Source organism: Paraburkholderia phenoliruptrix, assembly GCF_902859825.1.
Taxonomy (GTDB): Bacteria; Pseudomonadota; Gammaproteobacteria; order Burkholderiales; family Burkholderiaceae; genus Paraburkholderia; species Paraburkholderia phenoliruptrix.
Window position 1 is genome coordinate 227,343 of the sequence record NZ_CADIKB010000003.1, and the last position, 14,248, is coordinate 241,590.

12 protein-coding genes are annotated in these 14,248 nt (G+C 64.9%); 7 read left to right on the plus strand and 5 right to left on the minus strand.

All coding sequences use genetic code 11. The features are described from left to right. The first annotated feature begins 130 nt into the window (after nucleotides 1-130). From HV711_RS05660 to HV711_RS05690, 7 genes are all read left to right on the plus strand, one after another. Nucleotides 131-724: an RNA polymerase sigma factor gene (locus HV711_RS05660; RefSeq protein WP_082201389.1), complete on the plus strand. Its 594-nt coding sequence runs from the start codon at nucleotides 131-133 to the stop codon at nucleotides 722-724. Further along, nucleotides 721-1,137, plus strand: coding sequence for a hypothetical protein (locus HV711_RS05665; RefSeq protein WP_014973133.1), 417 nt, complete (start codon nucleotides 721-723; stop codon nucleotides 1,135-1,137). The genes HV711_RS05660 and HV711_RS05665 overlap by 4 nt, the downstream gene beginning before the upstream one ends. Next, entirely contained in the window at nucleotides 1,134-1,655 is a 522-nt protein-coding gene (locus tag HV711_RS05670) for a periplasmic heavy metal sensor (RefSeq protein ID WP_035478185.1), read from the plus strand. The genes HV711_RS05665 and HV711_RS05670 overlap by 4 nt, the downstream gene beginning before the upstream one ends. Before the next feature lie 75 nt (nucleotides 1,656-1,730). After that, on the plus strand, nucleotides 1,731-3,293 hold the full coding sequence (locus tag HV711_RS05675) for a DUF1800 domain-containing protein (RefSeq protein ID WP_035478188.1): 1,563 nt from the start codon (nucleotides 1,731-1,733) through the stop codon (nucleotides 3,291-3,293). A gap of 5 nt (nucleotides 3,294-3,298) precedes the next feature. Then, the gene (locus HV711_RS05680) at nucleotides 3,299-4,447 is read left to right on the plus strand and encodes a DUF1501 domain-containing protein (protein ID WP_013591885.1); all 1,149 of its coding nucleotides are present in this window, start codon (nucleotides 3,299-3,301) and stop codon (nucleotides 4,445-4,447) included. A gap of 371 nt (nucleotides 4,448-4,818) precedes the next feature. Then, on the plus strand, nucleotides 4,819-6,516 hold the full coding sequence (locus tag HV711_RS05685) for a hypothetical protein (RefSeq protein WP_175145017.1): 1,698 nt from the start codon (nucleotides 4,819-4,821) through the stop codon (nucleotides 6,514-6,516). A 141-nt stretch (nucleotides 6,517-6,657) separates the two neighbouring features. After that, complete coding sequence (locus HV711_RS05690; RefSeq protein WP_035478191.1) at nucleotides 6,658-7,686, plus strand: MerR family transcriptional regulator; 1,029 nt, start codon at nucleotides 6,658-6,660, stop codon at nucleotides 7,684-7,686. 39 nt (nucleotides 7,687-7,725) lie between these two features. Here HV711_RS05690 and HV711_RS05695 read toward each other — a convergent pair whose 3' ends face one another. From HV711_RS05695 to HV711_RS05715, 5 genes are all read right to left on the minus strand, one after another. After that, nucleotides 7,726-8,907 (minus strand): porin, encoded by a 1,182-nt coding sequence (locus HV711_RS05695; protein ID WP_035478193.1) that lies wholly within the window; start codon nucleotides 8,905-8,907, stop codon nucleotides 7,726-7,728. A 129-nt stretch (nucleotides 8,908-9,036) separates the two neighbouring features. Beyond that, nucleotides 9,037-10,161 carry a cupin domain-containing protein gene (locus tag HV711_RS05700; protein WP_051223932.1) on the minus strand — a complete coding sequence of 375 codons (1,125 nt, stop codon included), beginning with the start codon at nucleotides 10,159-10,161 and terminating at the stop codon, nucleotides 9,037-9,039. Between the two features lie 123 nt (nucleotides 10,162-10,284). Further along, entirely contained in the window at nucleotides 10,285-11,454 is a 1,170-nt protein-coding gene (locus tag HV711_RS05705) for an aminotransferase class V-fold PLP-dependent enzyme (protein WP_051223934.1), read from the minus strand. 9 nt (nucleotides 11,455-11,463) lie between these two features. Then, a complete protein-coding gene (locus tag HV711_RS05710; RefSeq protein ID WP_035478194.1) occupies nucleotides 11,464-12,756 on the minus strand; it encodes an MFS transporter in 1,293 nt (430 codons plus the stop codon). A gap of 93 nt (nucleotides 12,757-12,849) precedes the next feature. Then, entirely contained in the window at nucleotides 12,850-14,238 is a 1,389-nt protein-coding gene (locus HV711_RS05715) for a M20 family metallopeptidase (RefSeq protein WP_028360154.1), read from the minus strand. Nucleotides 14,239-14,248: the final 10 nt, after the last annotated feature.

Here is a 14,248-nt window from a genome sequence, read left to right on the forward strand (position 1 = left end):
GTGTATCCAGCGCGGCCGGTCTACTATCGTCCGGCAGTCGTCGTGTATTGATGGCGGCGGTTCCGACTGCCGCGCGCATCGGGCCACCGTTGCGCGCGCAACCAAACTGCGAGGTTGAAGCCGACGTGAATTGCACCGCACGTGCGCCCGGGAGCGCCACGCCTTGAGCGAACGCGACCCGGACGCGGAGTTGCTCGAACAGGTCGGCCGTCATGACGCGGCGGCCGTGCGCACGCTCGTCGCGCGCAAACTGCCGCGTCTGCTCGCGTTCGCCACCCGCATGCTGGGCGATCGCATGGAAGCGGAAGACGTCGCGCAGGAGGTGTTCGTGCGGATCTGGAAACACGCGGCGCGCTGGCGCGAAGGCGAGGCGAAGTTCGACACGTGGGTTCATCGGGTCGCGCTCAATCTCTGTTACGACCGTTTGCGCGGCCGTCGCGAAGAGCTGCGCGACGAGCTGCCCGAAGAAGTCGATCCCGCCGCATTGCCCGATGTGCGGCTCGCAGCACGGGCTCGCGACGAGCGCATCCGTGCAGCCCTCGCCGCATTGCCCGCGCGGCAACGCGAGGCGCTGGTGCTGTGCTACTACCAGGAGATGTCGAACATCGACGCCGCCGCGCTGATGGGCATCACCGTCGATGCGCTGGAAAGCCTGCTCGCCCGCGCGCGCCGCAACCTTCGCGTTCAACTGGCCGGCAGCGGCCTTAGCAAGGACAAGTCATGACGCCCGAAAGATTTCATCAGATCGTGGAAGCCTATGGCGCCGATCCGCGCCGCTGGCCGTCAGCCGAGCGGGCGGCGGGGCAGGCGTGGGCGCAGAGGCATCGTCAGCAAGCCGACGCGTGGCTCGCACAAGCGGCCGCCCTCGACGCGTGGCTCGCAGCCGACGCGGCGGCGCCGCCGGACGCGGCATTGCAGCAGCGCATCGTCGCCAGTGCGCCCGCGCGTCGGCCGGCTTCACAGCGGCGCACGTGGTGGTGGTCGGGCGCGGCCGTCGCCGGCGTGGGACTGCTGGGCGGCGTGGCCGGAGCGTTGGCCGTGTCGTTTTTTGTTTTGACGGAAGCGGTACCGTCCGTGCACGAGTCTTACCTGACATCGAGTTTCGGTGGGTCGTCCGCCGATTGGAGCGGCGAATGAACAGCCGGTCGTGGAAAGTCGTGCTGGCGGTGTCGCTCGTCCTCAATGTGTTTCTGTTGGGCGCGATCGCCGGCGGCGTGTATCGATGGTATGCGGCGCGCGAAGCCGCGGCGCCGCTCGCCGCACAGCAGCGGGCCTTGCGCTTTGCCGCAGAGACGCTCTCGCCTGCGCGCCAGAAGGCCTTCGCCGACAGCCTGAAGAATGGACGTCGCGAAGGGCGCCAGTATGGGCGCGAGGCGCGCGAAGCGCGCCGCGAGGTGTTGCGTCTGCTCGCCGCGCCGCAGCTCGACCGCGCCGCGCTCGACGCAGCGCTGGCACGCACCCGTGCGGCAGACAGCAACCTGCGCGCGACAGTGGAAAGCAGTGTGGCGGACTTCGCCGCCACACTGTCGCCGCAGGAACGCGTGGAATTCGCCGACAGCCTGCGCTTGCGCGGACAGTGGCGCGAACCGCAAGCGAATGCCAAGGGCGCCGGGCCGGCCAGTTCCGCATCCGCCAATCAAGCTGCGAGCGAGTGAAAAAATGGCTGATCGTGGCGACGGATCTTCTGTCGCGCGAACGTTCAAGCAGTATCGAATGCCGAAGAGGGCTGTATGACTACCTCACCTGATCTGACCGCTGCCGCGATTGCGCTGAACCGCTTCGGCCTTGGCGCGCGTGCGGACGACACACCGCCCGCCGAGCCCAAAGCGTGGTTGCTCGCACAATTCGAGCAATACGAGCCGAGGCCCGCTGCATGGGCCGCTCAGCCGGACTCGGCTGTGCTGTCGAGCGAACTGGAGCAGGAGCGGCTTCGGTTGCGTCAGCAACGACAAGCCAATCCCGGCGCGGCGAGCGCGCCGGCGCAGAACAATGTGCAAGGCAACGCACAACGCAACGCAGAGGCCAGCGCGCCAGGCAAGCAGCCGGCGGCCTCGCAAAGCGCTGCTCAAGACAATAAGGATGCCGAACGTAAAGCAATGCGTGTGGAAATACGCGATACGTACCGCGCTTCGGTGAATGCGCGCGTCGTGAGCGCCTTGACCACGAAGACGCCTTTCGTCGAACGGCTGGTTCATTTCTGGGCGAACCACTTCGCGGTATCGACCGAAAAGCCCGCTGTGGCTGCGCTCGCCGGCTCGTTCGAAGCCGAGGCGATCCGCCCGCACGTGCTGGGCCGGTTCGAGGACATGCTGGTGGCTGTCGAGCGTCATCCGGCGATGCAACTGTTCCTCGATCAGACGCGCTCGGTGGGGCCGGACAGCATGGCGGCGATGCACGCGGCGGCGCGTAATCCGGAGCGCAAGCCCGGTCTGAATGAAAACCTCGCACGCGAAATCATGGAGCTGCACACGCTCGGCGTGCGCAGCGGCTACAGCCAGGACGACGTCACGGAATTCGCCCGTGCACTGACAGGCTGGAGTGTCGTGGCCGATCCCATGAATGCGCGCCCTTCCGGCATGCAAGGTATGCCCGGCAAGCCGCCGGTGCAAGCGGCGCAGGCGGCCGCGGCGCCGGGCACTTTTGTGTTTCGCGAGGCGCTGCACGAGCCCGGTGTTCGCACGGTGATGGGCCGCCGCTATGATCAGCGCGGCGAAGAGCAGGCGCTCGCGATTCTGCGTGACCTCGCCAGTGCGCCCGCGACCGCGCAGCATATCGGCACGAAGTTGGCGCGTCATTTCATCGCCGACACGCCGCCCGCGGGCGCGAGCGAAAAGCTGGCGAGCGCGTTCCAGATGAGCGGCGGCGACCTGCCCACCGTCTACCGTGCCTTGCTCGACCTGCGCGAAGCCTGGGCGCCCACGCCCGTCAAATTCAAGACGCCGTGGGAGTGGGCGATTTCGTCGATGCGCGGCCTCGGCTGGCAAGAACTCGGCAATGTGCAGGCCGCACCGCTTCTCGCCCAACTCGGCCAGCCGGTCTGGCGTCCGGGCTCGCCCGCGGGCTACGACGATATTGCTGCAAGCTGGGCGGCGCCCGATGCATTGGTGCGCCGGGTCGAACTGGCGCAGCGCCTCGCGGCGCGCGTCGGCGACCGGCTCGACGCGCGCTCGCTCGGCCAGGTGTTGCTGCCCGGCTCGCTGGGCGCGCCCACCGCATTGGCCATTGCGCGGGCCGAAAGTGCCTCCACGGCGATTGCACTTTTGCTGGTCTCGCCCGACTTTCAACGGAGATGAACACCATGTCCTCACGCCGTCAATTTCTGCGGATCGCCGCGGCCGGAGCAGGCGCGCTGCTCGTCGCGCCGCGCATCGCTTTCGCGCGCGTCGTCACCGAGCGCCGTTTTGTTTTCATCATCCAGCGCGGCGCGGCCGACGGCCTGAACACCGTCGTGCCCTACGCGGAGCCGGCGTATGCGACGTTGCGCGGCGCGCTCGCCATCGATCCGGCCAGCGCTCACCGGCTCGACGGAACTTTTGCGCTGCATCCCGCGCTCACCCAAATGGCCGCGATGTACGCTAATCGCGAGGTGCTGTTCGTGCACGCGGTGGCGTCGCCGTATCGCGATCGCTCGCATTTCGACGGACAGAACGTGCTCGAAACCGGCGGCGCGTCGCCGTATCAGGTGAAGGACGGCTGGTTGAACCGGCTCGCCGGACTGCTGCCTGCCGCGCGCGAAACCGCCATCGCGTTCGCGCCTACGGTGCCCATGGCGCTGCGCGGCGCGGCGGCCGTCGCTTCGTATGCGCCGTCCGGGCTACCGCAGCCTCCAGACGATCTGCTGATGCGCGTTTCGCAACTCTATGACGACGACGCGCAGTTGCGCCCGTTATGGGAATCGGCGATGACGGCACGCGGGCTCGCGAGCAACGCGGGCGCGCGCCAGGACCCGGCGAGCGTCGGCAAGCTGGCCGCAGGCTTTCTCGCACGCGACGACGGGCCGCGCATCGCGATGATCGAAACCGGCGGCTGGGATACGCACAGTGCGCAGAACGCGCGCCTCGCCAATCAGTTGAAAGCGCTCGATACCCTGCTGGCGGCCTTGCGCGACGGCATGGGCGCAGCGTGGAGCAACACCACCGTGCTGGTGGCGACCGAGTTCGGCAGGACGGCGGCGGCGAATGGTACCGAGGGCACCGACCACGGCACGGCATCGGTGGCGATGGTGTTGGGCGGCGCGGTCGCGGGCGGGCGGCTCGTCGCCGATTGGCCGGGGCTCGCGTCTCGCGACCTGTATGAAGGCCGTGACCTCAAGCCGACTGCTTCGCTCGATGCGCTGATTGCGGGCGCGGCGGGCGAAGCCCTCGGTCTCGACCCGCAACGCACGGCGCGCGTGCTGTTCGGGCGGACGGGCGGTGTGAAGCCGCTCACCGGCATCGTGCGCAGCTAGCCGATTCGCCCGGCTGCCCGGCAGCCGCGGCACCCCTTCTTTCCTCTTTCTCTTCAGTCTGCCGCAAAGCAGATCGTTCCGGCGTATCCAGCGCTCGCGGAAGATTCGTTTTTTTTCGCGCGAGCCCTACACAAGCGGTCCCTCGCTGCCGACATCCAGGCATCAGTTGCAATGCTTGAAGAGCGTTTCAAGCTGCCGGCGGGAAAATTGACCGGGCCCCATTATTCGCGACGATCCTGTTGTCGGCGTTCATCGCCGATTAATGAGGATGCCGAACGAATATGAAAACGCCTGATTCCTCGCGGACGCGCAACCCACCTTGTATTTCGCGGATTTTTGTCCGGGCGTCCCCGGCGTTGGATTGTCTTGCCATGGTTAAACGACGTGAGTTTCTCGGCTTGCTGACGGCTGCCGGCGGCAGTTATGTGCTGAGCGCATGCGGCGGCGGTGGTGGTGGCGCTGGGGATGGCAAGGCGACGAGCGCGGGCGTCACGACGAGCGCAACCTCCGGCTCGGCCGGCAGCGCGACAACGGGCACCGCCGGCACGGGCAACAGGGGCACCACGGCGGGGACCGGAAACACAGGCAGCACGCAGACCAATGGGACCTCGGCAGGATCGAACGGCAAGAACGGCGCGTCGAACAGCGGCACGCCGGCTTCGGCGGACGGCACATCCATTCCGCCTGCGGCATCCATCGTCGACAACCAGGCGGCGGTCTGGACCGTGGTCAGCGGATCGGTGTACCGCAACAGCGTCAAGGCGGGCAACACGTACAACGTCTCGCTGCTGCTGTGGTACGGCGGCGTTGTCTATCATCAGGGCACGGGCGGGCAGTTCTACGGCTGGAGCGGTTCAGCCTGGTACGCGTGCGGCGACCCGCGGCTCGGCGTTACGTCTGCCGACGGCACGACCATCCCCAACGCGTCGTACATCATCGATAAAGCCGGCGCAATCTGGACTGTCGCGAGCGGCGTCGTGCTTCGCAACAACGTCGCGGTCGGTGCGACCTCGAACGTGTCGCTGCTGTTGTGGTACGGCGGCAAGGTCTGGTATCGCGCGGCGGGCGGGCAGTTCTACGTGTGCAACGATGTCGACCAATGGCTACCGTGCGCCGATCCCCGCATCCCCGTGGCGGCCGCAAGCGGCACATTTCATGGCATCAACGGGCACTACGATTACCGCTACACGCCGGCCCAGGTCGTGTCGATCATGCAGAACATGGGCTGCTCGACATATCGCGTCGGCGTCACCGACGATTCGACCCAGCTCGCCGCGGTCGTCGCACTCGCGCAGGCGTTCCAGTCGGCGGGACTCACGCTCTTCGTGCTCATCCAGATCGGCATGCGCGACGCGAACGGCGCGCTGCTCGCCAACGAATCAGCGGCGTACAACCGGGGGCATTCATGCGGCGTGACGGTTGCAGGCGCGCTCGCGCCGTACGGCGTGGTCATGTACGAGTGCGGCAACGAACTGACTCGCGACCCGGCGATCATTCTCGACTCCACGAATGCGGGCACCAAGGCGGTCGACTTCAGCAACGCAAACTGGCCGATCATGCGCGGTCTGATGCGCGGCATGATGGACGGCGTGAAGGCCGCGCAGCCGGCGGCGAAATGCGGAATCAACTTCTGTGTGGCGGATATCGGCGCCGCCGATGCCTTGTGGGACGGCACGCAACCGGACGGCACGAGCGGTTACCCGACAGTGCGCTGGGACATGACGACATGGCACAACTATGAAGTCTACGGCGACATTTTCGACATCGGTTCCGACGGCTCGGGCCCGGGATTCGATCTGCCTACCTACTGTAAAGCGCGCTACGGTATGCCGTTTCTGCTCACCGAGTGGAATACGGGACCAGAGAAGACGCTGGCCTATCGCGCGGATTACATCAGCTCGCGCTATGCCAGCTACTACCAGGCACGAAAAACGAAGAACATCCAGTCGACGATGTACTACGAACTCGACAGCGGCAATACCACGTATGGCCTCATGATCGACGGCGTCACAGTCAACCTCACGTACAACGCATTTGTCAGCGCCGTCGCGAGCCATCCCGACAATTGACCGCGAGGCTGAACGCACCGCCTTCAGCAGCCCACGCGCTCGTACCGCCTCGCCTCCTCGCGCGCGCTCACTAGACATAGCCCTTGACCCTGACGTAGCGTGAGGCCTTAGTCTCTAACGCGTGTAAGAGAGGGAGGTCGAATGCTGTTGAAGGTAGGGGAACTGGCGCGGCGCAGCGGGCTTACGGTGCGCACGCTTCATCACTACGACGCGATCGGCCTGCTCAAGCCTTCGGCGCGCGCCGGGAACGGCTACCGTCTGTACGACCGCAACGATATTGCGCGCCTGCATCGCATCCAGGCGCTGCGCCGTTTCGGTCTTGCGTTGGCGGACATTGGCGCCTACCTGGCCGACCCCGATACGCCGCTCGCCACGATCGTCGCGCGGCAGGTCGCCATGCTGGATCAGCAGATCGTCCAGGCGACAAAGCTGCGTGTGCGGCTGCAAACGCTGCAGGACACGCTGCGCGCGGGCAACGAGCCCGACCTCTCCGACTGGCTTTCCACGCTGGAGTTGATGACCATGTACGACAAATACTTTACTGAAGACGAACTCGCGCGTATGCCGATGTATCGCAAGACGCAGGCGCCGGATCCCGAGTGGGCCGATCTCGTCGCCGAAGTCCGCGCGCAGATGGATGCGGGTGTGCCGCCCGAAAGCGAAACGCCGCGCGCGTTGTCGGTTAGCTGGATGACCTTGCTGGTACGCGATACCAGCGGGGATCCGCGGCTCCTCGCAAAGCTGAATGTGATGCATGACAACGAGCCTTCGATGCAGGAGACACTCGGCATATCTACGGCATTGCGCGACTATGTGCTGCGCGCGTTCTCCGAAACCAAGATGCGGATTTACGAGCGCTATCTGACTGCTGAGGAAAGCCGTTTCATGCGCGCGCATTACGGCTCGCGCGCAATGGAATGGCCGCAATTAATGGCGGATGTCCGGGATGCGATCGACGCCGGCATCGCGCCGGATTCGCCGCAGGGCCGCGAACTCGCGTTGCGCTGGCTCGAGCTGTTTCGCAGCTATGCGGGCGACAACCCCGCGACGCACATGAAATTCCGTGAAGCGCTGCAAAACGAGCCCGAACTGATGGCCGGCACGTGGACAAGCGAGCCGTTGCTTGCCTTTGTCCGCGCGGCCGTATCCGCGGTTACGCCGCTCAGGTAGGACCAGGCGGTGCGGGTCCGCGGCGCGGTCCCGAACCTGTCAGAACTTGTGACGGATTCCTAACTGGATGAAAGTTTGCCGGTTCGTGGACGACGCGCTCAGCGCATTGAGCGTCGCGCGCGCCGCCTTGCCGGTGGAGTCCGTCCCGCCGGCAAACTCCGTGCTGCCGATCACGTATATGTCTGTGCGTTTGGACAGGTAATAGTCCAGCGAGAGCGACACATTGTTGTATCGCGAACTGCCGATCGTGCCGACACCTGAACCGCGCGTGTAGCTATACACGAACTCGCTCAGCAGAAGCGGCGTCCAGTAATAGGTCAGGTTGAACTCCGCGGTGTCGAACTTCGCCGTGCCGGACAGACGCAGCAGATTCGCGCCCGACGAGGTATCGCCGAGATTCTTGAACTGCACATTGCTATACACGATCCCGAAGGTCGCCGGACCGAGCGTATAGCGGCCGGCCGCCGCAAGGGCCTGATAGGTGTGCGCCGACGCATAGCCGCTGTACACCGGACTCGCGCTCAGGTTGTTCAGATTGGTGCCGGCTACATTGGTCGGCGTGCTGGTGAAGTACGACTGGTTGGGATTGCGCACGTTCATGAACGCGGCGCCTGCAGAAAAGCTGCCGTATTCGTAGCCGACACCTGCCGACCATATCTGGTTGCGCGAAAAGTCGCCTGCCTGTCCGCCGAAGCCGTAGACGCCACCTACTGTAAAGCCCCCCATGCTGGGGCTCGTGTACTTGATGGAGTTGTTGACGCGCTTGCTGTTGTTGAGGTTGTCCAGATCGCCGGGATGCGCGGTCGTGCCGCCGCCGAAGTTCGCCGAGTTCATTCGCGCCTCGACGAAGGTGACGAGCGAGTCGTATTGGCGCCCAAGCGTGAGCGTGCCGTAAGTCTCGCTTGACAAGCCGACGAACGCCTGCCGCCCGAACAGATTTCCACCCTGCAATGACGAGCCTTTGCCGAGATCGAAGCCGTTCTCCAGGGTGAATATCGCCGAAAGGCCGCCGCCGAGGTCCTCGACGCCCTTGAAGCCCCAGCGGGAGCCTTGCATGATGCCGCTCGACCCGCCGATCACGCGACCGCCGCCGCTGTTGCTCTGATAGTTCACACCGTAATCGATAAGCCCGTAAAGCGTGACGGAACTGGCATGGGCTTGCGAGATGCTGCAAGCGGAAAGAATGACAGCGTAGGGCAGTAGTTTTCTGTTAATTAGCATGGCGAAATAATGGAAATTTGAATTTCACGGCGGACGGGCGAGGAACAGCATGGACTCCTGGTGCAACGCGGCACGACAAAGGTGCGGCGCCTCGAATGAGCGCCGCGTCTTTCTTCTTGCTTGCTGAAATCAGGTCAACGAGAAATCCGCAGGCAGCGTGACTTCAAGCAGTTCGAGATCCGCGCTGCACTGCGCGAGCGTGTAGGAGAGATCGCCTGGAATCGCGATGCTGTCGTCGGCCTTGAGATGCCAGCGCTGCTCGCCTTGAGCGACCTCGAGGCTGCCTGCCAGCACGAAGAAGAAACAGAATTCGGTGCTATGCCGGCGTGTCGCCGGTTCGCTGCTGTGGGCCGTGCGCACGACGCGCACGCCCGCGAGCCCGTTCGTCGCCGAGCCAATGCCCGTGTCCGCGACGACGAAACCCGGCGAAGTCCACGGTTTCCAGCTCGCGTCCTTCGCAATGTGGCGCACGAAGCGCTGTCCGTTGAAGTCGCGCTCGGGCCTGAAAAAGCGCGTCGGCAGCGTCATGTCGTGGTCGGCCATGGTGATGTGATCGGCGGGACTGCCGAGTTCGACCACTTCGGCGCCGGCTGAACTTTCGAGCACGCGGTGCCGGATTTCAGGCGGCTGAAGCACGCAGTCGCCGGCGTCCAGGATGAAGGGCTCGCCCTGGTCTTCATAGACGAGCCGCACCCAGCCCTTGCGGCAAAAAATAGTCTGGAAGCGGATTTTGTGGAAGTGCACGTAATCCGGCACCGGCCCGCCTTCGAGAATGCGGATGTGCGACGCGATGAATGCACCGCCATGGCGCTCGGGCAGAAGATCGCGATAGCGCATACCAGCCCGCCCGACGCTCCACTGCGCATCGCCGTCCGCATGCGCGAGCACGAGTTGCTGGCGCGTGCACGGCAGCGTCATCGGCGGATTGGCGTGGACGAGGCGCACCGTCACGCCGTTCGGCGCAATCAGATCGCGTGCATCGCCCGGCAGCTGCGCGGGGTCGTCGCACAGAACCTGCAATGTGCGCACGCCGTCGGCGATGTCGAGGCCTAGTTTGATCCTGAAGCCGTCACACGAAAGAATCGCGGCGCGCGGGCCATCGGCGGGAAAGATCGCGTCGAGGCGAAAGCCGAGCCGCGCGATGAAAAAGTGCATCGTGGCCGGCAGGTCCGTGCAGTTCATGGGCACGAGAAAGCCCTGCACGCCCACGATAGCGGCTTCTACGTCGCCGCAGACCTGAGAAGATGAGTTCATGGGAATTCGCATTTGGTTTGAAAGGGCAGAAGTGGCGCATGATGCATGCGCACACCGGCGGCCCCGTCAGCACGCAGGCGATGCCAATGCGGCGCGGCGCTCGCGAAAGAGCGCGCGCGAATCTCATCGCGGCAAGCATTGCGCAAGCCGTTCGAGTCCCGCGGACGTCGTGCAAACGCCCGGCGAGAAGCGCAGCGTGCGGCTGCGCGAATCGACGAACACGCCCGCGTGCTTGAGTTGCACGACCAGTTGCGCCGTATTCAGGTGCGCGGGCGCTTCGGCCATGATGCTGCCGCCGCGCTCGTTGTCGTTGCGCGGGGACAGCAGGCGGTAGCCTTTCTGATCGAGCATCGCAATCAGTTGATGGCATAGCGCGAGGTTGTGCTCGCGCACGCTGCCCCGCGGCTGGGAACGCATCCACGTCATGCCGGGTTGCGATGCGACGAACGGCAGGACTGACGGCGTACCGGTGTCGAAGCGGCGCGCGTCGGATGCATAGGCGAATGCGTCGATGTTCCAGTTGAACGGGTCTTCCTGGCTGAACCAGCCGCGTACGGCTGGCGCGGCGCCTTGCGTGAGCGCATGCGGCGCGATGTAGCCGAGCCCTGTGCCCGGCGCGCCGCACAGCCACTTGAGCGTGGAGCCGCAGACGAAGTCGAACGGCGTCGCGTTCAGGTCGAAGGGCAAAATGCCGATGCCTTGCGTTACATCGAGCGCCGCGAGACTGCCGCGGCGTCGCGCGTGGTCGCACATTGCGGCCAAGTTGACGCGCTTCGACGTGAGCGACGACACCCATGTCACGAGCGCGAGCGCGACATCTGCGGTCCATGCTTCGATGAAATCTTCGTCGCGCACATACCCTTCGTCTTGACGCACGGCAACGGTGCGCAGCGTAAAGCCTCGCCTTGCAGCCACGCCCGACAGCAGAAAATGCAGGCTCGGGAAGCAGTCCGCTGCGATGAGCACGGTGCGGCCGCGCAGCGTTTCATCGGCGAGACCGTCAAGATAGCGTGCAAATGTATCGGTGACATTTTGCGCGCCGAACACATAGGCCGGCTGTGCGCCGAGCAGGGCGGCCCAATCGGTCAGCAGTGCCCCGCGAGCCGCGAGGGCAGCGTCCCAGCGGCTGTCGTCGGGCGCGCACCAGCTTGCGGCGAACTCGGCGAGCGCCCGGGTCATCGCTTGGCGGTGGCCGGGATACACGCCAACGGAGTGATACATGAGCCAGCCGCTAAAATCATCCGCAGATTTGGCGTGGTGCATGGCGAGCTTTTCCATGGTTTGGGTGAGCATGTTCGCGACTCAGATGTGCTTGACGAGCCTGAAGTGGTAAAGCCCGACGCAGGCGAGGCTCAGTACGGCGCACGCCATCAGATAGAAGGCGGGCGACAACGGGTCGTGCGTCGCGCCGATCATCGCGGTGACGAGCCACGGCGTGAATCCGCCGAACACCATCACGCCGAGGTTGTAGCTGAAGCCGAGGCCCGTGCTGCGAACGTGGGTGGGAAAGAGCGACGAGAGCACGGCGGCGAGCGGACCGAAATAGATCGCTTTCAGCATGCCGGCCAGCGCCATGATGGAAATCAGCACTGCGAATGAAGGGCTTTTGACGAGCCACACGAAGCACGGATAGATGGTGGCCAGCGTGGCGATCGCGGAGATCACCATCATGCGGCTGCGCCCATAGCGATCCGACAGGTGGCCCATGAGAGGCGTGAACACCATCAGAATGGTACCCGTCACCACCGTGGCCGCGAATCCCGTCGATGCCGGCAGATGAAGCTGCTTCACCGCATACGTCGGCATATAGAGAATCATCAGATAGCTCGCGGCCGTGGAGACGGCCATGATGCCCGCGGCGATCAGAATGCGGGCCTTGCTGTGCGCAAGCAGTTCTCGCACCGGCGCATTGTGCGTGGCGGCGTGGCCGGCGGCGGGCAGCGTATCGTCGATGTGCTTGCGAATATACAGGCCAACCGGCGCAACCAGCAGCCCGAAGATGAAGGGCGCGCGCCAGCCCCACGATTCGATTTGCGCGGGCGAAAGCTGCGTGCTGAGCGCGAGCCCCGCGCAGGAGGCCAGTACTGTGCTCATGCCCTGACTGGAAAACTGCCAGCTGCCGAGAAACGACTTGCGCTTGCTTTTCTGCTCGATCATGAGGGCGGTGCCGCTGCCGAATTCGCCCCCGGTCGAGAACGCGATCAGAATGCGTGCCGTCATGAGACCGAAGGGTGCCGCGATGCCGATGGATGCATACGTCGGAATCACCGCGCAGATCAGCGTACCGATCGTGGTGAGTGCAAGCGCTGCGAGCAGCGCTGCCTTGCGGCCGTGCCGGTCCGCGTAACGGCCGAGCAACAGCGCACCCAGCGGCCGGAACACATAGGAAAGACCGAAGGTGCCGAAGGTCAGCAGCAGCGAGACGGTTTCGTCATGCGCGGGGAAGAAGAGCTTCGAGAGCGTGACAGCGAAGAAGCCATACGCGGCGAAGTCGAACCACTCTAGCGCATTGCCGATGCTCGTTGCGACGATCAAACGCCGCATGGGCGTGGTGCTTGTCGGTTGCACGCGATCCTCGATAACAGTCGAATTCATGATGTGTGTTCCGTGCGAGAGGCCCAGGGTGTCGGAAATAGCGGAAATCGTGCAAGCCGTGGCTAGGCGGTGCCAGGTCGTACCCAGGCTGCGTCAACCGGCGTGCGGCACATCGGGCTCGCCAAGATCCCAGAACACGCCCGTCATCAGTTGCAAGGCTTCCTGCATGACGGGTGCGAGCACATGTTCGTCGGGCGCGTGCTGACGGCAGCCGGGATACGAATGCGGAATCCAGATCGTCGCGAGGCCCAGCGTGTCGGCGAAACATTCGTTCGGAATCGTACCGCCCAGGTTGGGCAGCAACGTCACCGGCTTGCCGGTCGATGCCTCGATCGAGCGCTCGGTGAATGCCACCCACGGGTCGTTTGGGTCGAGCCGCGTCGCGTTGCCTGACGCTTCGATCGTTACTTCGATATCCTTATAACCTTCGCGTGCGAGGTGTGACTCGATCAGCTCCTTCGCGCACCGCCAGTCGGTGCCGACCACAAAGCGCAATTGGCAAACGGCTTCTGCCGCGCGCGGAATCGCACTCACCGGGTTGGCCACATTGCCGGCCTGCATCGCCAGCACTTCAAGGGTGTTCCATGCGAAGACGCGTTCGGCGGGCGTGAGGCCCGGCTCGCCCCAATTCACCGACAGCGGCGGATCGCCCTCGTCGCTGCCGACCTGCAGATGCGCGACGCGCTCGCGCACTTGCGGCGGAATCGGCGGCGGCAGTAGTCCGTTCACGCGAATTCTGCCGTGACCGTCGACGAGACTCGCGAGCGCATTGGCGAGCACGGTTGCCGGATTCGCCAGCACGCCGCCCCAGTTGCCGGAATGCCGCGCGCCGAATGCATTGGCCACGCGCAATCTGAAATGCAATGCGCCGCGTGAGCCGAGGAAAACGGTGGGCGAGGCGGCGCGCTGGCGCGGTCCGTCGGAGGCGATCAGCAAATCGGCGGACAAGCGCTCGCGCACGTTCGCGCAGATTGCGTCGAGCCCCGGGGATCCCACTTCTTCGCCCATTTCGAACACGATCTTCGCGTTAAAGCCGAGCTCGCCGCGTTCGGCGAAAACGGCTGACAGCGCCGCAAGATTGATGGAATGCTGCGCCTTGTTGTCCGCGATGCCGCGGCCATACCAGCGTTCACCTTCCACGCGCACTTGCCACGGCGAACGTTCGTTGGTCCAGTTGTCGGCGTCGCCGTCGATCACGTCGCCGTGGCCATAGAGCAGCACGGTAGGGCGCGCCGGAGATTCAATGCGTTCGCCGATCAGAAACGGCGGCATGCCGGGCACAGGGTTTTCCATGATCTCGCAGGTAAACCCTAATGCGTTGAGTGCGCCTGCAATTTCGTCGGAAAGATAACGGCGCAAGAGCGGCGCGGCGTCGGCGCGCTGGCTTTCCGTCGCAATGGCGACGCGCCGGCTCAAAGTCGAGAGGAAGTCGCCGCTGTCGAAATGCGAACGGGCGAGGGCGAGAGCGCTTTGTCGTGACATGGTCGTGGGG

Coding starts and splice junctions, on each gene's coding strand:
- HV711_RS05665 (WP_014973133.1), top strand. CDS start 721: ATGACGCCCGAAAGATTTCATCAGATCGTGGAAGCCTATGGCGCCGAT.
- HV711_RS05670 (WP_035478185.1), top strand. CDS start 1,134: ATGAACAGCCGGTCGTGGAAAGTCGTGCTGGCGGTGTCGCTCGTCCTC.
- HV711_RS05675 (WP_035478188.1), top strand. CDS start 1,731: ATGACTACCTCACCTGATCTGACCGCTGCCGCGATTGCGCTGAACCGC.
- HV711_RS05680 (WP_013591885.1), top strand. CDS start 3,299: ATGTCCTCACGCCGTCAATTTCTGCGGATCGCCGCGGCCGGAGCAGGC.
- HV711_RS05685 (WP_175145017.1), top strand. CDS start 4,819: ATGGTTAAACGACGTGAGTTTCTCGGCTTGCTGACGGCTGCCGGCGGC.
- HV711_RS05690 (WP_035478191.1), top strand. CDS start 6,658: ATGCTGTTGAAGGTAGGGGAACTGGCGCGGCGCAGCGGGCTTACGGTG.
- HV711_RS05695 (WP_035478193.1), bottom strand. CDS start 8,907: ATGCTAATTAACAGAAAACTACTGCCCTACGCTGTCATTCTTTCCGCT.
- HV711_RS05700 (WP_051223932.1), bottom strand. CDS start 10,161: ATGAACTCATCTTCTCAGGTCTGCGGCGACGTAGAAGCCGCTATCGTG.
- HV711_RS05705 (WP_051223934.1), bottom strand. CDS start 11,454: ATGCTCACCCAAACCATGGAAAAGCTCGCCATGCACCACGCCAAATCT.
- HV711_RS05710 (WP_035478194.1), bottom strand. CDS start 12,756: ATGAATTCGACTGTTATCGAGGATCGCGTGCAACCGACAAGCACCACG.
- HV711_RS05715 (WP_028360154.1), bottom strand. CDS start 14,238: ATGTCACGACAAAGCGCTCTCGCCCTCGCCCGTTCGCATTTCGACAGC.